The 23,476-nt window shown below is 65.6% G+C and carries 19 protein-coding genes; 8 read left to right on the top strand and 11 right to left on the bottom strand.

Annotation, left to right across the window (positions count from 1 at the left end):
* Nucleotides 1-175: 175 nt before the first annotated feature.
* The 5 genes from dnaK (at nucleotide 176) to ACIGJD_RS18445 (ending at nucleotide 5,008) form a co-directional block, all read left to right on the top strand.
* The gene (dnaK, locus tag ACIGJD_RS18465; protein ID WP_142132368.1) at nucleotides 176-2,044 is read left to right on the top strand and encodes a molecular chaperone DnaK; all 1,869 of its coding nucleotides are present in this window, start codon (nucleotides 176-178) and stop codon (nucleotides 2,042-2,044) included.
* Nucleotides 2,045-2,047: 3 nt separating this feature from the next.
* A complete protein-coding gene (locus ACIGJD_RS18460; protein ID WP_483687447.1) occupies nucleotides 2,048-2,740 on the top strand; it encodes a nucleotide exchange factor GrpE in 693 nt (230 codons plus the stop codon).
* A gap of 288 nt (nucleotides 2,741-3,028) precedes the next feature.
* The gene (locus ACIGJD_RS18455) at nucleotides 3,029-4,000 is read left to right on the top strand and encodes a DnaJ C-terminal domain-containing protein (RefSeq protein ID WP_483687446.1); all 972 of its coding nucleotides are present in this window, start codon (nucleotides 3,029-3,031) and stop codon (nucleotides 3,998-4,000) included.
* Between the two features lie 14 nt (nucleotides 4,001-4,014).
* Nucleotides 4,015-4,440 carry a heat shock protein transcriptional repressor HspR gene (locus ACIGJD_RS18450; protein ID WP_142132370.1) on the top strand — a complete coding sequence of 142 codons (426 nt, stop codon included), beginning with the start codon at nucleotides 4,015-4,017 and terminating at the stop codon, nucleotides 4,438-4,440.
* 181 nt (nucleotides 4,441-4,621) lie between these two features.
* The gene (locus tag ACIGJD_RS18445; protein ID WP_142135025.1) at nucleotides 4,622-5,008 is read left to right on the top strand and encodes a hypothetical protein; all 387 of its coding nucleotides are present in this window, start codon (nucleotides 4,622-4,624) and stop codon (nucleotides 5,006-5,008) included.
* A gap of 70 nt (nucleotides 5,009-5,078) precedes the next feature.
* Here ACIGJD_RS18445 and ACIGJD_RS18440 read toward each other — a convergent pair whose 3' ends face one another.
* On the bottom strand, nucleotides 5,079-6,488 hold the full coding sequence (locus tag ACIGJD_RS18440) for an aldehyde dehydrogenase family protein (RefSeq protein ID WP_483687445.1): 1,410 nt from the start codon (nucleotides 6,486-6,488) through the stop codon (nucleotides 5,079-5,081).
* 313 nt (nucleotides 6,489-6,801) lie between these two features.
* Between ACIGJD_RS18440 and ACIGJD_RS18435 the strand changes: the two genes are divergently transcribed.
* Entirely contained in the window at nucleotides 6,802-8,373 is a 1,572-nt protein-coding gene (locus ACIGJD_RS18435) for a right-handed parallel beta-helix repeat-containing protein (protein WP_483687444.1), read from the top strand.
* A gap of 118 nt (nucleotides 8,374-8,491) precedes the next feature.
* On the opposite strand, the gene ACIGJD_RS18430 is transcribed toward ACIGJD_RS18435, so the two are convergent.
* The 7 genes from ACIGJD_RS18430 to ACIGJD_RS18400 all read right to left on the bottom strand — a co-directional run bounded on the left by ACIGJD_RS18430 (nucleotide 8,492) and on the right by ACIGJD_RS18400 (nucleotide 16,479).
* Nucleotides 8,492-9,997, bottom strand: a complete 1,506-nt coding sequence (locus ACIGJD_RS18430) for an NAD-dependent succinate-semialdehyde dehydrogenase (protein WP_483687443.1) — start codon at nucleotides 9,995-9,997, stop codon at nucleotides 8,492-8,494.
* A gap of 55 nt (nucleotides 9,998-10,052) precedes the next feature.
* The gene (locus ACIGJD_RS18425) at nucleotides 10,053-10,856 is read right to left on the bottom strand and encodes an HpcH/HpaI aldolase family protein (RefSeq protein WP_483687442.1); all 804 of its coding nucleotides are present in this window, start codon (nucleotides 10,854-10,856) and stop codon (nucleotides 10,053-10,055) included.
* On the bottom strand, nucleotides 10,841-11,626 hold the full coding sequence (hpaH, locus tag ACIGJD_RS18420) for a 2-oxo-hept-4-ene-1,7-dioate hydratase (RefSeq protein ID WP_483687441.1): 786 nt from the start codon (nucleotides 11,624-11,626) through the stop codon (nucleotides 10,841-10,843). Before hpaH ends, ACIGJD_RS18425 begins: the two co-directional genes overlap by 16 nt.
* Nucleotides 11,627-11,628: 2 nt before the next feature.
* Nucleotides 11,629-12,714, bottom strand: coding sequence for a 3,4-dihydroxyphenylacetate 2,3-dioxygenase (hpaD, locus tag ACIGJD_RS18415; RefSeq protein WP_483687440.1), 1,086 nt, complete (start codon nucleotides 12,712-12,714; stop codon nucleotides 11,629-11,631).
* Nucleotides 12,715-12,769: 55 nt separating this feature from the next.
* A complete protein-coding gene (gene hpaE / locus ACIGJD_RS18410) occupies nucleotides 12,770-14,281 on the bottom strand; it encodes a 5-carboxymethyl-2-hydroxymuconate semialdehyde dehydrogenase (protein WP_483687439.1) in 1,512 nt (503 codons plus the stop codon).
* A gap of 61 nt (nucleotides 14,282-14,342) precedes the next feature.
* Entirely contained in the window at nucleotides 14,343-15,017 is a 675-nt protein-coding gene (locus ACIGJD_RS18405) for a GntR family transcriptional regulator (protein WP_483687438.1), read from the bottom strand.
* Nucleotides 15,010-16,479 carry a fumarylacetoacetate hydrolase family protein gene (locus tag ACIGJD_RS18400; protein ID WP_483689543.1) on the bottom strand — a complete coding sequence of 490 codons (1,470 nt, stop codon included), beginning with the start codon at nucleotides 16,477-16,479 and terminating at the stop codon, nucleotides 15,010-15,012. The genes ACIGJD_RS18405 and ACIGJD_RS18400 overlap by 8 nt, the downstream gene beginning before the upstream one ends.
* A gap of 231 nt (nucleotides 16,480-16,710) precedes the next feature.
* On the opposite strand from ACIGJD_RS18400, the gene ACIGJD_RS18395 reads away from it, so the two are divergent.
* The gene (locus tag ACIGJD_RS18395; protein WP_483687437.1) at nucleotides 16,711-18,645 is read left to right on the top strand and encodes an FAD-binding monooxygenase; all 1,935 of its coding nucleotides are present in this window, start codon (nucleotides 16,711-16,713) and stop codon (nucleotides 18,643-18,645) included.
* Here the strand turns inward: ACIGJD_RS18395 and ACIGJD_RS18390 are convergent.
* Complete coding sequence (locus tag ACIGJD_RS18390) at nucleotides 18,618-19,472, bottom strand: prephenate dehydratase (protein ID WP_483687436.1); 855 nt, start codon at nucleotides 19,470-19,472, stop codon at nucleotides 18,618-18,620. The two genes, ACIGJD_RS18395 and ACIGJD_RS18390, sit on opposite strands and share 28 nt — an antisense overlap.
* A 37-nt stretch (nucleotides 19,473-19,509) precedes the next feature.
* Nucleotides 19,510-21,423, bottom strand: coding sequence for an amylosucrase (locus ACIGJD_RS18385; protein WP_483687435.1), 1,914 nt, complete (start codon nucleotides 21,421-21,423; stop codon nucleotides 19,510-19,512).
* 199 nt (nucleotides 21,424-21,622) lie between these two features.
* Here ACIGJD_RS18385 and ACIGJD_RS18380 point away from each other — a divergent pair, with 199 nt between their 5' ends.
* Complete coding sequence (locus ACIGJD_RS18380) at nucleotides 21,623-22,675, top strand: tartrate dehydrogenase (RefSeq protein ID WP_483687434.1); 1,053 nt, start codon at nucleotides 21,623-21,625, stop codon at nucleotides 22,673-22,675.
* 20 nt (nucleotides 22,676-22,695) lie between these two features.
* Here ACIGJD_RS18380 and ACIGJD_RS18375 read toward each other — a convergent pair whose 3' ends face one another.
* On the bottom strand, nucleotides 22,696-23,364 hold the full coding sequence (locus ACIGJD_RS18375; RefSeq protein WP_483687433.1) for a GntR family transcriptional regulator: 669 nt from the start codon (nucleotides 23,362-23,364) through the stop codon (nucleotides 22,696-22,698).
* Between the last annotated feature and the right edge of the window lie 112 nt (nucleotides 23,365-23,476).

The following is a 23,476-nucleotide window of genomic DNA, read 5'->3' as shown; positions in this document are numbered from 1 at the left end:
CGCCGGGATCCCGCCGTTTCAAGGGACTTGGAGCCCAAAACCTGACCGCACGGCAAAGTTGAGCGAACTGCACTCAACTTTGGATTGACATCGCCGGCGCTCTGAGTAAAGTTGAGTGCAGAACGCTCAACGCTTAGGGCGCCAACCAGTTTCCAAGGAAAGAAGGAAGCAACACATGTCACGTGCAGTAGGTATCGACCTCGGAACCACCAACTCCGTCGTCTCCGTTCTCGAAGGTGGCGAGCCCACCGTTATTGCCAACGCCGAGGGTGGCCGCACCACGCCGTCGGTCGTTGCATTCTCCAAGTCCGGCGAGGTCCTGGTCGGCGAGATCGCCAAGCGCCAGGCCGTCAACAACATCGAGCGCACCATCGCGTCGGTCAAGCGCCACATGGGCACCGACTGGACCGTGGCCATCGACGACAAGAAGTACACCCCGCAGGAAATCTCCGCGCGTATCCTCATGAAGCTGAAGAACGACGCCGAGTCCTACCTGGGTGAAAAGGTCACCGACGCCGTCATCACCGTCCCGGCCTACTTCAACGACGCCGAGCGCCAGGCCACCAAGGAAGCCGGCGAAATCGCCGGTTTGAACGTCCTGCGCATCGTCAACGAGCCCACCGCCGCAGCACTGGCCTACGGCCTGGACAAGGGCAAGGAAGACGAACTCATCCTGGTCTTCGACCTCGGTGGCGGTACCTTCGACGTCTCCCTGCTGGAAGTCGGCAAGGACGAAGACAACTTCTCCACCATCCAGGTCCGCGCCACCGCCGGTGACAACCGTCTGGGCGGCGACGACTGGGACCAGCGCGTCGTTGATTACCTGCTGAACCAGCTCAAGGTCAAGGGCATCGACCTCTCCAAGGACAAGATCGCCCTCCAGCGCCTCCGCGAAGCTGCCGAGCAGGCCAAGAAGGAACTGTCCTCCTCCTCCAGCACCAACGTCTCCCTCCAGTACCTCTCCGTCACCCCCGACGGCCCGGTCCACCTGGACGAGCAGCTGACCCGCGCCAAGTTCCAGGACCTCACCAAGGACCTGCTGGAGCGCACCAAGAAGCCGTTCCACGACGTCATCAAGGAAGCCGGCATCAAGCTCTCCGACATCAACCACATCGTGCTGGTCGGTGGCTCCACCCGCATGCCCGCCGTCTCCGAGCTGGTCAAGGAACTGGCCGGCGGCAAGGAGCCCAACAAGGGCGTCAACCCGGACGAGGTCGTGGCAGTCGGCGCAGCCCTGCAGGCCGGCGTGCTGAAGGGTGAGCGCAAGGACGTCCTCCTGATCGACGTCACCCCGCTGTCCCTCGGCATCGAAACCAAGGGTGGCGTGATGACGCACCTGATCGAGCGCAACACCGCCATCCCCACCAAGCGGTCCGAGACCTTCACCACCGCCGACGACAACCAGCCGTCCGTGGCCATCCAGGTCTTCCAGGGCGAGCGCGAGTTCACCCGCGACAACAAGCCGCTGGGCACGTTCGAACTGACCGGCATCGCCCCGGCACCGCGCGGCGTTCCGCAGGTTGAGGTCACCTTCGATATCGACGCCAACGGCATCGTCCACGTCTCCGCGAAGGACAAGGGCACCGGCAAGGAACAGTCCATGACCATCACCGGTGGCTCCAGCCTCTCCAAGGAAGACATCGAGCGCATGGTCCGTGACGCCGAGGAGCACGCAGCCGAGGACAAGGCCCGCCGCGAGGCAACCGACACCCGCAACACCGCCGAGCAGCTGGCCTACTCCGTGGACAAGCTGATCGCCGACAACGCGGACAAGCTGCCCGAAGAGGTCAAGACCGAGGTCCAGGGCGACGTCGACAGCCTCAAGAAGGCCCTCGAAGGCACGGACGACGCCGCTGTGAAGTCTGCATTCGAGAAGCTGCAGGCTTCCCAGACCAAGCTCGGCGAAGCCATCTACGCCCAGGCCGGTTCGCCGGACGGCGCAGGCGCTGCCGGTGCTGAAGGTGCCGCCGGAGCTTCGGCAGGTTCTTCGGATGAAGATATCGTCGACGCCGAGATCATCGACGAAGACGAAGCGAAGAAGTAACCCATGCCGCACCACGGTAACGAGGAAGAGCACAACGCATCCGCCGGCCAGGAGCGCGGGCAGAACGGCGAACCGGTCATCCGGGACAACCGCAAGGTTGACCCGGTGACCGGGCAGGCCCGGCACCCGGAGGGCGGCCAGCCCGCCCCCGGGGCCGGTGCCCAGGCCGGATCGGATTCCGACGGCGACGCGCTGGCCCAGGCCGAGGAGATTCTCAACGGCGTGGACGTGCCGGCCGAGGAATCCGTGGCCCAGGGGGCGCCGGCAGGTTCCGGCGGCAACGCCGAGGCAGCCGAACTGCGCAACGACCTGCTTCGCCTCCAGGCTGAGTACGTCAACTACCGCAAGCGTGTTGAACGCGACCGCGCCGTGGCAGGGGAAATGGCCGTCATCGGCGTCCTGAATTCCCTGCTCCCGGTCCTGGACGACGTCGACGCCGCCCGGCAGCACGGCGACCTCACCGACGGACCCTTCGCCGCGATCGCCAACAAACTGGAGAACGCGCTGAAGACCTACGGCCTGGTCCGCATCAACGAGACCGGCGTGGAGTTCGATCCCACGATCCACGAGGCCCTGATCCAGCAGCCCGGCGAGGACATCGAGGTTGACACCGTCAGCCAGGTCCTCCGCTCCGGCTACAAATCAGGAGACCGCGTGCTCCGCGCAGCCCAGGTCATCGTCGCGGTTCCGGCTTAGTCGGTCAGCTGCTCGGGTCGCGCCGAACGGATAAGGGGGCCCCGCCCCTACGCTGGGGGGCTAACGATCGGCGATCGTTAGCCACCCAGCTCCGGCAGGCCCGATGCCACTCCCGGGCCCCCTTATCCGTCCGTCGCTTGATGGTTGTCTCGCCTAAGGTGGGACCAAGCGAAGCGCAGCTGGGTAGGGGGCCGCGGCGTGGCGGGCACCGCGAAGCGGGCACGGCCCCCTACCCAGCGGAGCGTCGCCCGCCGGGGACTTAGGTTTTACACAAGAAAGGAAACGCCATTGGCTAGCCAGGATTGGGTGGACAAGGACTTTTACAAGATCCTTGGTGTTGCCAAGGACGCTTCCGATGCCGATATCAAGAAGGCCTACCGGAAGCTTGCGCGGCAGCACCACCCTGATACGAATGCGGGGAACGCTGCTTCCGAGAAGAAGTTCAAGGACATCTCAGAGGCTTATTCGGTGCTCTCGGATCCCGATGAGCGCCAGCAGTATGACGCCATCCGGGCCATGGGCAGCGGGGCCCGGTTTGCTCCCGGCGGTGCGGCCGGCGGCAACGGCGGGTTCGAGGACATGTTCGGCGGCCTGTTCACCGGCAACACCGGACGCCATGCTGGCGGGTTCAACCCCGCAGGCGGCGGCATCCCGCCCGAATTCGCAGACCTGTTTGGCGGTTTCGGCGGAGCGCCCGGGTTCCAGCGCACCCCGCAGAAGGGTGCTGACCGGACCGCGTCCACCAGCATTTCCTTTGCCGGTTCCATCCGCGGCACCACCATCGGCCTGCGCGAGCCAAGCGGCGAAGTGATCGACGTCCGGGTTCCTGCCGGCATCAAGGATGGCCAGAAGGTCCGGGTGCGCGGTAAGGGCCAGCCCGGTGCCGCCGGCAATGGCGACCTGGTGGTTTCCGTGTCCGTCCAGCCCCACGCTTTCTACACGCGCGACGGCGACAACCTCCGCATCCACGTCCCGGTCACTTTCCCGGAGGCTGCTTTGGGCGCCGACATCCAAGTGCCCACCGTCGACGGCGAGACGGTGAAGGTCCGTGTTCCGGCGGGAACGCCGTCAGGCCGCACCCTGCGGGTGAAGGGCAAAGGCGTGAAGACGTCCAAGGGCACCGGCGACCTGCTGGTGACCATCGACGTCGCGGTTCCCAAGAATCTCAACAAGGACGCCGAAGCTGCGGTCAAGGCGTTCGCCGAGGCAACTTCGTCGGCGGACGTTCGCGAAGGCCTGGCAGCCAAGGCCCGGCTTTAGGGCGGAGGTGAGCCGTGGACATCAGTGCTGACCAGCCGATCTTCGTGATTTCCGTGGCGGCCGAGCTGGCGGACATGCATCCGCAGACCCTGCGGCAGTACGACAGGCTGGGCATCGTCAAGCCCAGCCGGGCCCCGGGAAAGTCCCGGCGCTATTCGCAGCGTGACGTGAACATGTTGCGGGAAGTGCAGCGTTTGTCCCAGGAAGGCGTCTCGCTGGAGGGAATCAAGCGCATCCTGGAACTCGAAAACCAGGTGGCGGCCCTCCAGAGCCGGATCAGCGAACTTACCGAGGAACTCGGGCGGAGGCCCCGCGCGGTGGACTCGCGGATCTTCGCAGCCGGCGCAGCCGGTGACGTGGTGAGCCTGGCGCGTGGTCAGCGGCCCCGGCCGAGGTCGCAGGCCGTCATGCTGTGGCGGCCGCGGGCCATCGGGCAGTAAGTACCGCGTCCGGCTGCCTGCCGAAAATAGAGTACCCACTACTCGTGACCGAAAAGCCCCCTGAAACTTGAATGGAACCATCGCCGGATCGGCGGCGGTGGTTCCACAAGTTCTGGGGGTTTTTCGTGTTTAGAGTTCTCAGCAAAGGTCTTATCAGCAAGGCCCGGCCATGAGTCCGGGAATGGAATCCGTGGCCGCTTTCAGCCACTCCCTGCCGGGCCAGGTCCTGCTGGCCATCGGGCAGACCATCGTGGTGGTGTGCGTCTGCTTTGACATGGTCCGCGAGCTGTCCGTCCCACGATCGCATCGGCGCTACGTCGCCAGCACCGTGTTCCGGACCTTGGCCATCCCCTCGATCATGGCCAACGCCCTGACCGTCTTCATCGCCCTGGTGCTCTCCTCCTGGGTGGACGTGGTGATGGGAATGTTCGTGCTGGTAGCCATCGTGTTCCGCTTCCACCACAACCAGGACGAGGACAACTGGTGGAAGGGCAAAGGCAAGAAACTCGCGCGTTGGGCCCGCCGCCAGTTCGCCGGCCGGACGTCCACCGCCCCGGCAATGGGCTAGTTGGACAAACAACAAAACGGGAGCCCTGCATGCCTGTCCGCATGCAGGGCTCCCGCCGTTGTGTTCCTGGTCAGCCGTTGATGACCTGCGGGACGCCGAGCGCTTTGAGGCCTTCGACGCCGAACTCCACCCCGTAGCCGGACTGCTTGGCCCCGCCGAACGGGATGCGGGGGTCCACGGCGCCGTGCCGGTTGATCCACACGGTGCCGGCCTGGATCCGCGCTGCGACTTCCCGGGCCGCATCCAGGTCCGGGGACCAGACGGAGGCGCCCAGGCCGACGTCGAGCCCGTTGGCCTTCTCCACCGCTTCGTCGACCGTGCTGTAGCGGATGATGGGCAGGGCGGGCCCGAACTGTTCCTCGGCCACCAGCGGGTTGTCGTTGTCGATGTCCGCCACCAGAGTGGTGGGGTAGAAGAAGCCGGGCTGGCTGGTGTCCGGGTTCCCGCCCAGCAGGACGCGGGCGCCGGAGTCCTTGGCGGCCTGGACCAGGCTGGCGACGATGTCGTACTGCGCCTTGTTCTGCAACGGGCCCAGGACGTTGTTCCCGTCCAGGCCGTTCCCCATTGGCATGGCTCTGGCCACGGCCGTCAGCTCCTCGCAGACGGCGTCGTAAATGCTGTCGTGGACGTAGAGGCGCTTGAGGGCGGCGCAGGTCTGGCCGGTGTTCAGGAAGGCGCCCCAGAAGATGTCCGTGGCGATGGCCTTGGGGTCGGCGTCAGGCAGGACGATACCGGCGTCGTTGCCGCCAAGCTCGAGGGTGAGCCGCTTGACCGTATCGGCCGAGGACTTGATGATGGCCCGGCCGCCGGCGGTGGAACCGGTGAACATGATCTTGCCGATCGCTGGGTGGTCGGTCAGGCGGGCACCCACCTCGCGGCCGCAGGATACGGCGGAGAGAATGCCTTCGGGGAGTTCCTCGTTGAGGACCTTGACCAGGGCCAGCACGGACAGCGGAGTGTTGCCGGAAGGCTTGACCACCACGGCGTTGCCCATCCGCAGGGCCGGGGCGAGCTGCCAGACGGCGATCATCATGGGCCAGTTCCACGGGCCGATGGCCGCGACGACGCCGATGGGCCGGTAGTGCAGTTCGGCGCGGGTCTCGCCGTCGTCCACGATGGTTTCCGGTTCCAGCGGAAGGCTGGCGGTGGCGCGGAGCCAGGCGACGCAGGCGCCGACTTCGAAGCGGGCGTTGGGGCCGTTGAGCGGTTTGCCCTGCTCGCGGGAGAGCAGCTGGGCAAGTTCCTCGGCGGAGCGTTCGACGGCGTCGGCCGCTTTGAGGAGCGCGGCGGACCGGGCGGCGTGGCCCAGGGCAGCCCAGGCCGGCTGGGCGGCGACGGCGGTGGCCACGGCATTTTCCAGGTAGTCGAGGTCGTGAATGGGGGCCTCGCCCACTGCTTCGCCGGTTGCCGGATCAAAGATGGTGCGGCCGGTGCCGGCTGCGGGGGCAATGGACGCGAGGAGCGCATCGTAGGTTTCCAAGGGATACTCCACTTCGAGTAGGCAAGGACGCCAGCCGGACGGCTTAGCGGGTCACTCCCAGTGTGGGTTGCACCCCCGTCCGTGCTCTTGTCTCTGGGCGCAGGACAGTTGTGTGGGAGCGCAGGCTGAGCAGCCGGACGGGCGCCAGCAACGGAGCACCTGGAGAACCAAATTTCGTTCAACCCCTTGTGAAAGCGCTTTCCGGCTGCTTGAATCGATTCATCGTCGTGACGGTGCCGGATTCTGACTCCACCCATGCTGGGGTGGCTGGGCGCCAGGGGGCCGACGCCATGAATCGACATACAAAGGAGTCATGTCCCTGAAAAACTCAAAGCGAGCGGCTGTAGCAGTTGCCGGCGTCTGTATGCTGGGCGCCTTCGGCATCACCGTCCCTGCCCATGCGGCGTCAGTGGACCGTACCCAGGATTCGGCCCTGTCGGTGCTGGGCGCGTTGAAGGCGGTCCCCTCTCCGGATGCCCACGTTTGGTTCATCTCGCCGAAAGGAAACGACGACAACGCGGGTACGCAGGACGCGCCGTTCAAAACGCTGATGAAAGCGCAGGCAGCAGCAGCGGCCGGAGACACCGTCTACATCCGGGGCGGCAGCTACAACCAATTCGAAGTACGCGAAACCGATAACCCGTTCGAAGACGTTTATCACTACGTCAATGACATCTATAAGAGCGGGATCACTTACGCCGCGTTCCCGGGGGATAACCGGCCCGTCTTTGATTTCAGCAGTGTCCCCACCGACCAACGTGTGGCCGCGTTCTACGTGGAAACGCAGGTGACGGACGTGAACTTCGTCGGCTTTGACGTAACGGGCGTCAAGGTGGGAGACCAAAAGCAATCAGAGGCTTTCAGAATTGCCGGTGGTGCCAACTTCGTAAACATGGCCGCCCATGACAACGAAGCCATCGGCTTCTACTACACGCTGGACGGGACGGGGGTGGTACTGAACAGCGACGCCTACAACAACATTGGTCCCACGGCCCGGTCAGCGGGCAATACTGACGGGTTCGGCGCCCACGCAAAAGACGTGTGGTTCATCAACGACCGGGCATGGCACAACAGCGACGACGGCTTCGACAGCATCACATCGGAGGGACGGGTCGCCTACGTCAACGACTGGTCCTTCGACCACCATGGCAACCAAAACGGGGTAGGCGACCAAAACGGATTCAAGGTTGGCGGATATGCCTACCGCACCACCGGGCTTCCCCAGCCCATCCCGCTGCACACGGTCATCAACTCGCTGGCTGCGGACAACGGGGCCAACAACTTCTACGCCAACCATCAGCCGGGCCAATCGGCCTACTGGATTAACAACAGTGCCTACAAGCCGGGATACGGGGCCAACTTCAACATGCTGGAGCGCGTAAGCCCCACCAGTCCGGACAACATTCCCGGTTACCGCGAGGTCCTGCACAACAACGTGGCCTACACCGGTGCGCCGACGTCGAACGACAACACTCCGGCAGAAAACGAGACGAACAATTCGTGGACGATTGACGGTGGTCTCCAAGTAGCTGCAGGGGACTTCGAAAGCCTCGACATGCAGCAACTCACAGCACCACGGAAACCAGACGGTGCCCTCCCCGATGTTTCCTTCATGAAGCCCGTGGCAGCCAGCGCACTGCAAACCCACGGCTTGGGCTACCTCGCTGACCAAGGCAATCCCTACGCAACCTTGCAGAAGCTCGTGGATGTCTATGGCAACTCAGGTGACATCGACAATCAAGGCCTGCGGGACAGCCTCCTGAACAAACTGGAAGACCACCAATTGGGCGCGTTCACCCAGGAACTGAAGGCCCAGTCGCAAAAGCACGTCAGCCAGTACGCTGCCAACACCTTGATCCTGGTGGCCAACGCGCTGGCGGCATAGGCGAATCGAGGCTGCGAACGTCAGGAAGGCCCAAACTGGCCCAGTTTCGGGGCGCGGCAAACGGCGGGAACCCCATTTTTCGGGGTTCCCGCCGTCAAAACTGGGCCAGTCTGGCTGTCTACCGGCCCGCGTAGGGGTCGGCGATGCCGATGTATTGGGTGGTGGTGTATTCGGCGATGCCTTCGGAGCCGCCTTCCCGGCCCAGCCCGGACTGCTTGACGCCGCCAAAGGGTGCCGCGGCGTTGGAGAGGACGCCGGCGTTGAACCCGACCATGCCGAACTCGATCTGTTCTGCGACGCGGAGGAGCCGGTTGAAGTCGCGGCTGTAGAGGTAGGACGCGAGGCCGTACTCCGTGGCGTTGGCCAGTTTGATGGCTTCTCCTTCGGTGGTGAAGGTGGTGACGGGCGCGACGGGTCCGAAGATTTCCTGGCCCAGGATCGCGGCATCGTTGGGGACGTTGGCGAGGACGGTGGGCTGGTAGAAGTAGCCCGGCCCGTCCACGGGGCCGCCACCGGTGAGGGCGACTGCTCCGGCGTCAACTGCAGCGGTCACGAGGGCATGAACGTCGTCGCGGGCACCGCCATCAATCAGCGGACCCACCTTGGCGTCCGGGTCGGTGCCGCGCCCGGTGGTCAAAGCTCCCATGGCGGCAGCGAACTTGGCCGTGAATTCATGGGCTACGGTCTCGTGGACCAGGAAACGGTTGGCTGCGGTGCAGGCTTCGCCCATGTTCCGCATCTTGGCGGCCATGGCTCCTTCGACGGCGGCGTCGAGGTCCGCGTCTTCGAAGACGATGAAGGGTGCGTTTCCGCCGAGCTCCATCGAGGTGCGGAGCACGTTCCGGGCGGCGTCGGCCATGAGCCGCTTTCCGACCGGGGTGGAGCCGGTGAAGGAGACCTTCCGCAGCCGGGAGTCCTTCAGCAGCGGCCCGGAAATACCCGACGCCGAGGCGGAGGAGACGACGTTGAGGACTCCGGCGGGGAGGCCGGCGTCGAGCATGGTCTGCGCGAAGTACTGCGCCGTCAGCGGTGTGAGTTTGGCGGGTTTGAGGACCATGGTGCAGCCCGCGGCGACGGCGGGGGCCACTTTGCGGGTGGCCATGGCGAGGGGGAAGTTCCAAGGCGTGATGAGCAGGCAGGGGCCGACGGGTTTGTGCTGGACCAGGATCTTGTTCCTGCCCTCGGGGGTGGTGAGGTAGCGGCCGTAGTCGCGAACGGTTTCCTCGGCGAACCAGCGCAGGAACTCGGCCCCGTAGGTCACTTCACCTCGGGCCTCAGCCAGCGGTTTGCCCATTTCCAGGGTCATCAGCAGGGCGAAGTCCTCGGCCCGCTCGGTCACCAGGTCGAAGGCGCGGCGCAGGATCTCGGAGCGCAACCGAGGTGCGGTCCGTGCCCAGGACGCCTGCGCGGCGTCGGCCGCGTCCAATGCCGCCACCGCATCGCCGCTCGTGGCGGACGCGAGCGTGGCCAGCACCTCCCCGGTGGCGGGATCATGCACATCGAACGTCCCGCCGTCGGACGCGTCCACCCACTCGCCGTTGATCAGCAGGCCGGTGGGCACCGACGCGAGCAGCGAAGCCTCGCGCTCCGGTGAATGGACAGGGGATAGCGCGGAAATGGTCATGCAGGACTCCTTGGGAGGTGAATGTTCTGGGGCACAACTGCGAGCTAGTTGGGTGTCAGTAGCTGGGCGGGGTGTCGCCGTCGGTTGGCTTCGCGAACTTGGCGGCGAGGGCTTCGGAGCCGCGGGCAAGGATGGCGACGTCGGCGCCCACCAGAATGAAGTTGGCGCCGTGGTCGAGGTAGTGCCGGGCAGTGTCGGGGTTGAAAGCGTTGACGCCGGCGGGCTTGCCGGCTGCTTTGGCGGCGGAGAGGCAGTGTTCGACGGCGGCACGCACCTCAGGATGTTCCTGCTGTCCCAGCAGGCCCATGGAGGCGGCGAGGTCGGAGGGCCCGACGAACACGGCGTCAACACCGTCGACCTTGAGGATGTCCTCCACTGACTCCACGGCGGCGGTGGATTCGATCTGGACGGTGACGCTGATGGTCTCATTGGCGCGGCCCAGGTAGTCCGGAATCCGGTTCCAGCGGGCAGCGCGGGCCAGTGCCGACCCCACCCCGCGGACGCCTTGCGGCGGGTAGCGGGTGGCCGCCACCGCGGCTTCGGCTTCGGCCACCGAGTTGACCATCGGGATCAGCAGGTTCTGCACGCCCAGGTCCAGGTACTGCTTGATCACCACGGTGTCGTTGACCGGCGGCCGGACCAAAACCTGTACCGGGTAGCCGTGGATGGCCTGGAGCTGGGCCAGGATGGATTCGAGCCCGTTGGGGCTGTGCTCGGCATCGACCAGCAGCCAGTCCAGCCCGGATCCGGCGCAGAGTTCGGCGATGAGCGGGCTGCCGGAGCACACCCACATCCCCGCGAGTGGGCGGTTCGCTTCCGCCAGGGCGGACCGGAACGTGTCCTCTATTCGAAACGGCATGTCACACTCCCCAGCGGTCCGTAGTCGGCGTGGACGGTATCGCCCTTGTAGACCCACATGGGCCGGGTGAAGGAGCCGGCCAGGATGATGTCCCCGGCCTTCAATGCGTCCCCGTGGGCGGCGATCTTGTTCGCCAGCCAGTGCACCCCGTTGGCGGGGTGGTCCAGGACGCCGGCTGCCACCCCGGTCTCCTCCACGGTCTGGTTCTTGTAGAGAATGGCGGAGACCCAGCGCAGGTCCACGGCGTCCGGCTTCACCGGGTTGCCGCCGATCACCATGGCGCCCATTGCGGCGTTGTCCGAGATGGTGTCCACGATGGTCCGGCCCTCCATTTCGATCCGGGAGTCCAGGATCTCGAGGGCCGGAACCACGTAGTCGGTTGCTTTCAGGACATCGAAAATGGTCACACCCGGGCCCTTCAGCCCGTCCTTCAGCACGAACGCCAGCTCCACCTCCACCCGCGGGTGCGTGTACCGGTCCCACTGGACGGAGCAGCCGGTGTCCAGCACCATGTCGTCGAAGATGGCGCCGTAGTCCGGTTCCGTGATGCCGGTGGCCGCCTGCATGGCCTTGGACGTGAGGCCGATCTTGCGCCCCACCAGGGTCCTTCCGGCGTCCTCGTTCCGGCGCCGCCACAACTGCTGCACCGCGTAGGAGTCCTCCACCGTCATCTCCGGGTAGCGGGCGGTCAGGCGGGGAACAGGGGTGCGGGTGCGGCCTGCTTCCACCAGCTCGTCCGCGATGGCCTCAATCGTCGTCGGCTCAAGCATGGCTAGACCTGGACTCCCAGCTTGAAGCCGGTCCGGTCGCCTTCGGGTGAGCCGTCCTTGCGCGTGTAGGAGAAGCCGTCGGCGCCCACGGTCACCGCCATCTCGCTCTTCTCCTCGCGGACGATGACCGGCTGGGGGTTGCCATCGAGGTCCAGGACCAGGGATGCCTCGGTGTACCAGGACGGGACGACGGGGTTGCCCCACCAGTCGCGGCGCTGGTTGTCGTGGACGTCCCAGGTGATGGTGGGGTTGTCGGGGTCGCCGGTGTAGTAGTCCTGGGTGTAGATCTCGATGCGGTGGCCGTCCGGGTCCAGGATGTAGAGGTAGAACGCGTTGGAGACGCCGTGCCGGCCGGGGCCGCGTTCGATCCGGTCGCTGATGCGCAGGGCGCCCATCTTGTCGCAGATCTGGATGATGTTGTGCTTCTCGTGCGTGGCGAACGCAACGTGGTGCATGCGCGGGCCGTTGCCGCCGGTCAGGGCGGTGTCGTGCACGGTCTGCTTGCGGTGCATCCACGCGGCGTAAGTGACGCCGTCGGAATCCTTGATGTCCTCGGAGACGCGGAAGCCCAGGTCCTCCAGGTACTTGCGGCCCTTGGGGACGTCCGGGGTGACCTGGTTGAAGTGGTCCAGGCGAACCAGTTCGCCGGCGGAGTAGAGGTCGTAGCGCTGGGTGAGGCGCTCCACGTGCTCCACCTCGTAGAAGAACTCGTAGGGGAAGCCGAGCGGGTCCTCCACGCGGACGGAGTCGCCGATGCCCTTGGTGAAGCCGTCCTTGCGGCGTTCCACCCGGCAGCCGAGTTCCTTGTAGTAGGCCTCAGCGGCGTCCACCTCGGCGGGGGACTTCACCCGGTAGGCGAAGGCGGCGACGGCAGCGATGGGTCCTTTGCGCAGCACCAGGTTGTGGTGGATGAACTCCTCCAGGGAGCGCAGGTAGATCGCGTTCTCGTCCTCTTCGGTGACGTGCAGGCCCAGGACGTCCACGTAGAACTCGCGTGACTTGGCGAGGTCGGTGACCACGATTTCCATGTAGGCGCAGCGGACGATGTCCGGAGCCGGAACGGTGGGGGTGGGGACGAAGTTGGTCATTGGATTCTCTCTTCTTTGAAAGGGGGCGTGGAGGGTACGACGGCGGCCGGCTGGCTTAGGCGCCGAACCTGGGGGTGTGGACAGAGCCGAGCGTGATGTGCACGGCCTGCTGGTCGGTGTAGAAGTCGATGGAGCGGTAGCCGCCCTCGTGACCCAGGCCGGAGGCCTTGACGCCGCCGAACGGTGTGCGGAGGTCGCGGACGTTGTGGCTGTTCAGCCACACCATGCCGGCCTCGACGTTCTGGGAGAAGTTGTGTGCCCGGGTCAGGTTCTGGGTCCAGATGTACGCGGCCAGGCCGTACTTGGTGTTGTTGGCCAGGGCGAGGGCTTCGTCGTCGTTCTCGAACGGGGTGATGGCCACGACCGGTCCGAAGATTTCCTCCTGGAAGATCCGGGCGTCGGGGGCGACGTCGGCAAACACCGTGGGTGCGATGTAGTTGCCTTCGGGCAGGTGGTCGGGGCGGCCGCCGCCGGCCAGGAGCCGGCCTTCGGACTTGCCGATCTCCACGTAGGAGGCAACCTTCTCGTAGTGCTCGGGGTGGACCAGGGCGCCTACTTGGGTCTTGGGGTCGTGGGGGTCGCCCACCACGATGTTCTTGGCCCGGGCGGCGTACTTTGCGCAGAATTCGTCGTAGATGGCGCGTTCCACCAGGATGCGGGAGCCGGCGGTGCAGCGCTCGCCGTTCAGGGAGAAGACGCCGAACAGGGCGGAGTCGATGGCGGCGTCCAGGTCAGCATCGGCAAACACGACGCACGGAGACTTGCCGCCGAGCTCCATGGACAGGCCCTTGAGGTTGGTGGCGGCGTTGCGGAAGATCGTCTGGCCGGTGGTGGTCTCGCCGGTAAAGGAGATCAGCGGGACGTCCGGGTGCTTGACCAGCGCGTCGCCGGCTTCCTCGCCCAGGCCGTTGACCAGGTTGAAGACGCCGTCGGGCAGCCCGGCGTCCTTGAAGATGATGGCCCACAGCGACGCGGACAGGGGCGTGAATTCGGCCGGTTTGAGGACCACCGTATTGCCGGTGGCCAGGGCCGGGGCAAGCTTCCAGGACTCCAGCATGAACGGAGTGTTCCACGGGGTGATGAGCCCGGCCACCCCAATGGGCTTGCGGTTCACGTAGTTGATCTGCGAGCCGGGAACCTTCATGGCGTCGTCGAACTGGGCCACGATCAGGTCCGCGAAAAACCGGAAGTTCTCAGCTGCGCGGAGAGCCTGCCCCTTGGCTTGCGTGATGGGCAGGCCGGTATCGAAGGTTTCGAGTTCGGCCAGGCGGGCTTCCTGCGCTTCGACGGCGTCGGCGATCCTGTTCAGCACGCGGGCACGCTCGCGCGGCTTCATCTTGGGCCAGGGGCCATTGACGAACGCTTCACGGGCGGCAGCCACGGCAAGGTCGATGTCCTCCTTCTGGCCGGCGGCGGCGGTGGCGTAGTTCCGGTTGGAAACCGGGTCCAGGACGTCGAAGGTCTTTCCGGAGACCGAGTCCACGAACTGGCCGTTGATGTAGTGCTGGATGTGCGTGGGCAGATCCTCGGGAACGTAGTGCTTTGCGGTTTCTACAGAGGCAGTCATCGTTGAAGTCCTTACTGTGTTCTTTGCGTACAAGTGATGTGCGTTCTGCCGGGCAGAGCGGCTAGGTGGTTTGGGCGAGGTAGGCGTCCAAGGTGGCGGTCCTATGGAGCCGGGCTGCTTTCTCGATGGTGTCGGCGTCAGCTCCTGTTTCGATGAGCTTCAGCAGGTTCTCGTGTTCGTCCACCGAATCGCGGGCGCGGCCGGGGACGAAGCGGAAGGTGGAGGACCGGATGGCGGCGAGCCGGTTCCAGCCGCGGTGGACCAGGTCCAGGATGTGCGGGTTGGGGCAGTGCTCGAACAGGACGCTGTGGAAGTCCTGGTTGAGCTGAGTGAACCGCACGGGATCGAAGTGCTCAAGGCATTCGCGCATCTCCTGGTTCACGGCGCGGGCCCGGGCTACAGCGCCGGAGTCGATCAGCGGGGCGGACAGTGCGGTAGCGGCACCCTCCACAATGCTGAGCGTCTGCATGGTGTAGAGGTACTCGGTGGGGTCGATCCCCGCGACGGCGGCGCCGACGTTTCGCTCAAACGTCACCAGGCCCTCTGCCTCAAGCCGCCGGATGGCTTCCCGGACCGGGACCACGCTGAACCCCAAGTCCTTGGCGATGGCGCCGAGGACCAGCCGGTAGCCAGGGGTGTACGTGCCTTCCACGATCCGGCCTTTGACGGCCTGATAGGCCTGCTCCGCCTTGCTGCCGGCGGCAACAGTGGAAAGGCCGGTCACAGTCTCAGTCATTGCTGCCTTCCATCCGTTCCCACTCCACGTACCTCTCCTGCCATTCGGCGTTCATAGGGTAGAGGCCGTCCACGCTGTTGCCCTGCTTGACCATCTCGAAGATGAAGGTTTCTTCCTTCTCCTGCTGGATGCAGTCGTCCACCAGTTCTTCGGCGATGGCGGGCGGGATCACCAGGATGCCGTCGGAGTCGGCCACGATGATGTCGCCGGGCTGCACCGTGGCGCCGCCGCAGGCGATGGTGATGTCCGTGTCCCACGGGATATGCCGGCGGCCCAGCACGGCGGGGTGCGGGTTGGCGAAGTAGGTGGGCATGTCCAGGTCCGCCACCGCGGAGTAGTCACGGACGCCGCCGTCGGTGATGATCGCCGCAGCCCCTCGGACCTGGGCGCGCAGGGCCAGGATGTCACCCACGGTCCCGGTGCCCTTCTCGCCGCGGGCTTCCATCACCAGGATTTCGCCCTCGTTCACCGAATCGATGGCTTTCTTCTGCGCGTTGAACCCGCCGCCGTGGGTCTTGAACAGGTCTTCCCGGTTGGGCACGTACCGCAGGGTCCGGGCCAGGCCCACCACGCGCCGGTCCGGGCGGGTGCCCTGGAGCCCGTCGATGCTGACGTTGTTCAGGCCGCGCTTGCGCATCTGCGAGGACAGGGTGGCGGTGGCGACGGACTCGAGCTTGGCCTTCAGTTCCGGGGAGAGGACAGGCCCGACGGCGGGCAGGCCCGCTGCTTCACGGGACCCGTAGGCTTCCTCCCGCTGGAGGTCATCAACCTTGGGTTGGGCACCAAAGTCCGCGAACGCCGTCGTGCCTTCCTCAACGGTGGTGACCAGGCGGCCGGTGGACAGCGCACCGTCCGTGGTGCCCACCTCCACCTCCAAAACGTCGCCGGGCTGGGCTACTGAGGCGCCGGCGGGGGTGCCGGTGAGGATGATGTCGCCTTCCTCAAGGGTGAGCAGCTGGGACAGGTCCGCCACCAGCCGGGCGAAGGGGAAGAGCAGGTCCTCCGTGGTGTCGTCCTGGACCAGGTCGCCGTTGTGCCAGGTGCGGATGCGCAGCTTGGAAGGGTCGACGGCGTCTGCCGGAAGCAGTGCCGGGCCCACGGGAGTGAACCCGTCCCCGCCCTTGGACCGAAGGTTGGAGCCCTTGTCCGCATACCGCAGGTCGTAGATGCCGAGGTCGTTGCTGGCGGTGACGGCGGCGACGTGGCTCCACGCGTCCTCAACCGAAACGCGGCGGGCGGCCTTGCCGACCACCAGGGCAATCTCGCCCTCGTAGCCGAGCAACTCGCAGCCAGCCGGGCGTTCAACGGGGCTTCCGCTGACGGCCAGGGAGCTGGAAGGCTTGAGGAAGTAGGACGGCTGCACCGGGGTGCGGCCGCGCTGGGCAGCCCGGCTGGGGTAGTTGATGTGCACCGCGATCACCTTGCGTGCTGCTGCCAGGGTGTCGTCGTTGACCTGCTCCAAAGCCTTCTCCTCATCAAGTACGAAATCGTATACGATCACTATCACCGCTTTCGCCGGATTCGTCAACCCCGGGTTTCCCGGCAGATTCCGGCCCCGTTTGCTGCCACTTGTCGCCCCCGTCACATGCGGCGTACAGTGGAAATCAAGTTTATAGTTTCGATTATCGAATCTTCTGTTCAGATATAGAACACACTCTGATGAGCGCAAGCCACAACGAAGTGAGGAAAGCCCGTGCAGTTCCACCACCACGGATACGTATCCGGTGACCCCCGCGTCCAGCCCGCCGCCGGCGTCGGCCTTGACCGCCCCGAGGAGCTCCCGGACGAAGTGGACGTCCTCATCGTCGGCTCCGGTCCGGCCGGGATGCTTGCCGCCGCGCAGCTGTCCATGTTCCCCAATGTGACAACGCGCATCGTCGAACGCCGTCCCGGCAGGCTTGCCATTGGCCAGGCCGACGGCATCCAGGCCCGCAGCGTGGAGACATTCCAGGCCTTCGGGTTTGCGGAGCGCATCATTGCCGAGGCCTACCGGATCACGGAGATGGCCTTCTGGAAGCCGGACCCGGCCAACCACGCCAACATCATCCGCACCGCCCGCGCCGTCGACGACGAGATGGGCATCAGCGAGTTCCCGCACCTGATCGTCAACCAGGCCCGCGTCCTGGACTACTTCGCCGAATTCGCCGCAAACTCACCCACCCGCCTTAAGCCCGATTACGGCTATGAGTTCCAGGGCTTGGAAGTGGCGGACAGCGGCGACTACCCGGTGACAGTCACGCTCCGCCACACTGCCGGACCCAACGAGGGCCGGGACCGGATTGTCCGCGCCAAGTATGTGGTGGGTTCCGATGGTGCCCGCAGCAAGGTCCGCCAGGCGATCGGCTGCACGCTGGCCGGAGACCAGGCCAACCACGCCTGGGGCGTCATGGACGTGCTTGCCGTCACCGACTTCCCGGACATCCGCACTAAGTGCGCCATCCAGGGTGCCAAGGGCAGCATCCTGCACATTCCCCGCGAGGGCGGCCACCTGTTCCGCATGTACGTGGACCTGGGGGAAGTTGATCCCAACAGCCAGCACTCGGTGCGGGACACCTCCATTGAGGAGATCATCGCCAAGGCCAACGAGATCCTGCACCCCTACACCCTGGATGTACGGAACGTCGCCTGGCACAGCGTCTACGAAGTGGGGCACCGGCTCACGGACAGGTTCGACGACGTCCTGCCGGCGGAGCGCGGCACGCGCACCCCGCGCGTGTTCATCACCGGCGACGCGTGCCATACGCACAGCGCCAAGGCCGGCCAGGGCATGAACGTCTCCATGCAGGACGGCTTCAACATCGCCTGGAAGCTGGGGCACGTGCTGGAGGGCCGCAGCCCAGAGAGCCTGCTGAGCACCTACTCCGAGGAACGCCAGGTGGTGGCCAAGAACCTGATCGACTTCGACAAGGAATGGTCCACCATGATGGCCAAGAAGCCGGAGGAGTTCGAGCACCCCTCCGACCTCGAGGACTTCTATGTGCAGACCGCCGAGTTCCCGGCCGGCTTCATGACCCAGTACACGCCGTCGCTGATCGTCGGCAGCAGCGACCACCAGGACCTGGCTGCCGGGTTCCCCGTGGGCAAGCGCTTCAAGTCTGCACCCGTGATGCGGGTGGGCGACACCAACCCCATCCACCTGGGCCACCACGCCACCGCCGACGGCCGCTGGCGGATCTACGTCTTCGCCGATCCCGCCCTGCCCGGCACCAGCTCCGCCACGGACAAGCTTGCCGACTGGTTTGCCAACTCGCCGGAGTCCCCGTTGGCCGCCACCCCCGCCGGCGCGGACTTGGACGCGTGGTTCGACCTTAAGGTCATCTACCAGCAGCCGCACACCGCCGTCGACATCAACGCCGCGCCCGCCGTGTTCAAGCCGCAGGTGGGCCCGTTCAGGCTGACCGACTACGAAAAGGTGTACGCCACGGATCCCAAGGCCGACATCTTTGACCTGCGCGGCATCGACCGCAACGGCGCCGTTGTGGTGGTCCGCCCGGACCAGTACGTCGCGAATGTCTTGCCGCTGACTGCCACCGCTGAGCTGGGTGCCTTCTTTGGCCCCCTGCTCAAGCCGCTCCAGCAGGCTGCACCCGCGCAGCCACGTCAGGCCGTGGCTGCCGCCGCCCGGTAGTCCGCAGCCGGGTACACGCCGAGGATCCGCACCTCGGCGGTGAAGAAGTCCAGTTCCTCGAGGGCCAGCTTAAGCGGCAGGTCCTCGGGGTGGCCTTCAACGTCCGCCATGAACATGGTGGCGGCAAACTCGTTGCCCACCATGTAGCTTTCCAGCCGGGTCATATTCACCCCGTTCGTGGCAAAGCCGCCCAACGCCTTGTACAGGGCGGAGGGGACGTTGCGGACGCGGAACAGAAAGCTCGTCACTGCCGGGCCGGGAAGTTCATCCCGGGCCGGCAGTGCCGTTTCCCGGGCCAGGACCACGAAGCGCGTGGTGTTGGAGGGATCGTCCTCCACGCCCGTAGCCAGGACATCAAGGCCGTAGATCTGTGCGGCCAGCGGGGGAGCGAGGGAGAGCTTGCGCGGATCGTTCCACTCGGCCACCTCGCGGGCGGACCCGGCGGTGTCACCCGCGATGACCGGCTTGAGCCCGTGTTCGCGGATCAGCTTCCGGCACTGGCCCAGCGCGTGGATGTGGCTGTGCACCTCGGTGGCACCTTCGATGGTGCTGCCCGGGATGCCCAGCAGGTCGAAGTGGATGGGCAGGAAGTATTCGCCCACGATCTGCAGGTTGGACTGCGGCAGCAGGATGTGGATGTCAGCCACACGCCCGGCGATCGAGTTCTCGATGGGAATCATGGCCAGCTCCGCCTCGCCGCTGGTCACCAGCTCAAAGGCGTCCTCGAAGCTGGCGCACGGGACGCTTTCCATGTCCGGGAACATCTGCTGACACGCGATATTGGAGTTGGCGCCGGGCTCACCCTGGTACGCAATCTTGGAGGCCATGATCCGTATGGTTTCACGGCCCGGGGCCAGCTCCCAATTACTGCGGCGTAACGCGCAGCCAGAGGTATTGCCGGGGAAGGAGCGTCACGCCGTTGTCCAGCCGCAGGGCTGCTTCGGAGAGAAGGTCGACGGCGGCAGGGGAGTACCCGCCGAAGGTTTCCGCGGGGAGGGTCTGGGCTGAGTCGCTGAAGTTGGCAAGGGCCAGGATCACACTGGAGTCCTCCGCATCACCGGGCCGTTGGTAGGCCAGGACTGCCCGGTTGTTCGTAGCGAAGTCGATGAGCGCGGTTCCGGCCAGTTCCGGGGTGGCACTCCGGACTTCGATCATCCGCTTCAGGCCCGCGTAGACCGCACCTTCCGGTGTGGCCGGGTCCAGCCGGCGGGCGTACTGCTCGGTGGGGAAGTGCGGGCGGTGCACCCAGCGGCTGTCTTCCCCGTGGCCGGGCTCGGACGCGTAGCCGTAGTCGTTGACCTGCCCCACCTCATCACCCAGGTACAGCAGCGGAATGCCGCCGGTGCTGAACGGCACCGAGTGGGCCAGGAGGACCCGCTCCACCGCCTCAGCCGGATCAACCTCCATGCCGCACAGGGACGCCGTCGTGCCCGAAATCCGGCAGTCGCCTGTCTTGGGATTGTCCTGGAAGGGCACGCCGCGGGCGAAGCTGCCCGGGAACCGGTTGACGTAGAAGGAGTTCAGGAAGCGGCGGTGGTCGAAGCCGTTGATGCCCAGCTCGGCGGCGTCCTCGTCCGCGAAGGTCCAGCCGATGTCGTCGTGGCTGCGGACGTAGTTCACCCAGGCCGTGCCGTCCGGGATGTTGTGCCGGCGTTCCAGTGCCTGGGCCAGGAGCGAGACGTCCCGGGTGGCCAGCGACTCCCAGATCAGGGCCATCTGCAGCGGGTTGTAGGAGAGCTGGCACTCCTTGGGATCGATGTAGAGAGCCACCTCGTCCGGGTGCACGATCGCCTCGGACTTGAACAGCAACGACGGCGCCGCCAGCCTGCACACGGCGTTGAAGGCGCGCAGCAGCGTGTGCGCCTGCGGAAGGTTTTCGCAGGGCGTGCCCAGCTGTTTCCAGATGAAGGCCACGGCGTCCATGCGCAGGATGTCCACGCCCTGGTTGGCCAGGAACAGCATCTCCGCCGCCATGGCCCGGAAGACCTCAGGGTTGGAGTAGTTCAGGTCCCACTGGTACGTGTGGAAGGTTGCCCACACCCACCGGCCGTCGTCCATTTGGATGAAGGAGCCCGGGTGGTTTTCCGGGAAGATTTCGCGGACGTTTGCCTCAAAAGCATCCGGCATGGTCCGGTCCGGGAAAATCCAGTAGTAGTCGCTGTACTGCGGATCGCCTGCCGCTGCCTTCCGTGCCCACTCGTGCTCGTCGGAGGTGTGGTTGAAAATGAAGTCCACCACCAGGCTGATGCCGTTCTCCTTCAGCTCGGCGGCCAGGGAGCGCAGCTGCTCCATGGTTCCCAGTTTGGGGTTGACCTGGCGGTAGCTGGAGACGGCGTAGCCGCCGTCTGAATGGGGTTCGGGCGCCAGGAACAGCGGCATGAGATGCAGGTAGGTCAGGCCCAGCTCCTTGAAGTACGGGATCCGGGCCCGCACCCCTTCGAGGCTTTCGGCATAGCGGTCCACGTAGCACACTCCGCCCAGCATCCGGTTGGACTGGAACCAGTCCGGGTTGCCTTCCCGCTCTGCATCGGTGGCCTTCAGCTCGGCGGAACGCTCCTGCCACGACCGGGCGCATTGGAGGACCAGGTCAGTGAGTTGGTCCAGCCAGTCGTTGCGGTCGCCGTACAGGGAGTGGAACAGGCTGCGGAGCGTGGGAAAGTGCTCTTCAAGGCGCCGGTCGAAGTCCGGGTCCGGGCGCAGCCCAAGGCCCCGTTCGCGGGACACGGCGGACAGCACATACAGGTGCGCTTCCTGGTCCTCGTTCACCGTTTCCTGCATGTTGACCGGCCTTTCCGCACTTCCACCGGCCTCCCTGGCCGCGCACCTGTAGGGAAGTATTCCACGTCACAAGCGGAAGGCGTTCGACGGCGGCGGGACAGTTACGTTCATTGGATCCCGGGCGGGCCGGAGGCAGGGGATGCCCGCCCCGGGCCTAAGCTTTACCCAGACCCACGAACGCCGGAAAGACAGGAAAAACATGACGCGCACCTACACCATCGATTCCATTCCCGGTGACGGCATCGGTGTCGATGTCACGGACGTGGCTATGGAGTGCGTGGACGCGGCAGCCGGGCTGCATGATTTCGCTGTTTCATGGCGGATCCGCGACTGGAACAGCGATCTGTACGTCAAGACGGGCCGGATGATGCCGGTTGACGGCATCGAGCAGCTCAGCAGCGGCGACGGCATCTTCCTGGGCGCGGTGGGAACACCTGACGTCCCGGATGATGTGACCCTCTGGGGGCTGCTGATTCCCATCCGCCGCGAGTTCGACCAGTACATCAACCTTCGCCCCATGAAGCTGCTGCCGGGCGTGAAGGGGTCGATGCCGGGCATCGAGGACCTTGACATCGTTGTGGTCCGGGAAAACGTTGAGGGTGAATACTCTCAGATCGGTGGCCGCTTCGGGGCGGGAACGGACGCCGAATTTGCCGTCCAGGAGAGTGTGTTCACCAGGGCCGGCGTCGCCAGGGCGGCGCGCTATGCCGCCCAAGCCGCCGCGGGCCGGGGCGGCACGCTGGTCTCAGCCACCAAATCCAACGGCATAATCCACACCATGCCGTTCTGGGACGAGGTAGTGGCTGAGACGGTGGCCCAGTTCCCCGGAGTCACCGTGGACAAGGTCCTTATCGATGCACTCGCCGCACGGCTGGTCATGAAGCCCACCAGCGTCCGCACGATCGTGGCGTCGAACCTGTTCGGCGACATCCTGTCCGACCTGGTTGCCGGAGTGGCGGGGTCCATCGGCATCGCCCCGAGTGCCAACCTGAACCCGGAACGCCGCTACCCGTCCATGTTCGAGCCGGTCCACGGTTCCGCCCCGGACATCGCCGGCAAGGGCATCGCAAATCCCGTAGGGGCCCTGTGGGCCGCGGCCATGATGCTGGACCACCTGGGGGAGGAGGCCGCGGCGCGATCCCTGACCTCCGCTTTCGAGTCCACGCTCGCCGAAGGAATTGCGACGCCGGACCTTGGCGGTTCAGCCACCACGCTGGAGTTTGCCAAGGAAGTGCGCAGCCGGCTGCGGTAACGGCGCGTGAAGCACCACCACTAAAGCACGTTGCGGATTGCCTGCTCGAAACTGGTGACGTGCTCCAGGGCGAGCTTGCCCGCCCGCTCAGCATCGCCGTCGGCCACTGCCTCCAGCAGCTCCACGTGCTCGGCGATGTGGGACGCGACGGAGGGCACCTTTTCCAGCACCATGCACCAGATGCGCGTGGCCAGGTTGTCGTAGCGGATCAGCACGTCCTCAAGATGCGCGTTGGCCGCGGCCCGGTAGATCAGCCGGTGGACCTTGATGTCGTACCGCATCAGTTCGTAGGGATCGTAGCCGTCCCCCATTTTGGAGATCGCCGCCGCCGTCTCCCGGATTTCCGCGCGCAGCGCCGGCGTTGCCAGCTTGGCCGCCCGGCGTGCTGCCAGGGGCTCCAGGGACTCGCGCAGCTCGGAGACGTCGGCGAGTTCGGTGATGTCGACAATGGTGGCGAACGTTCCGCGGCGCGGATAGGACACCACCAGGTGGTCGCTTTCCAGGCGCTTGAGTGCTTCCCGGACCGGCGTCCGGCCAATCCCGAGTTCGGCGGCCAGCTTGCCGTCGTTGATCGCCTCGCCCGGCCGGATGTCCAGCATGATGAGCCGGTCGCGTAGGTGCCGGTAGGCCTGTTCGGAGAGCGAGAGGTCGCCGTCCCCGGCCAGGTGGTTCTCTAATGTGACGCTCATTCCGAGCCTTCCCAGGAGTGCTATTGACGTCCAAGTGATCTGGAACATACTATTACGACAGTTCTAATATATCAGTTACAGATCAGTTATAGGTCAGTAACTCCGAAGGGCT

The sequence above is a fragment of the Arthrobacter sp. E1SS-5 genome, assembly GCF_057073715.1.
Note: the sequence above shows the minus strand (reverse complement) of the source record. Positions and strands in the feature narration are given on the sequence as shown.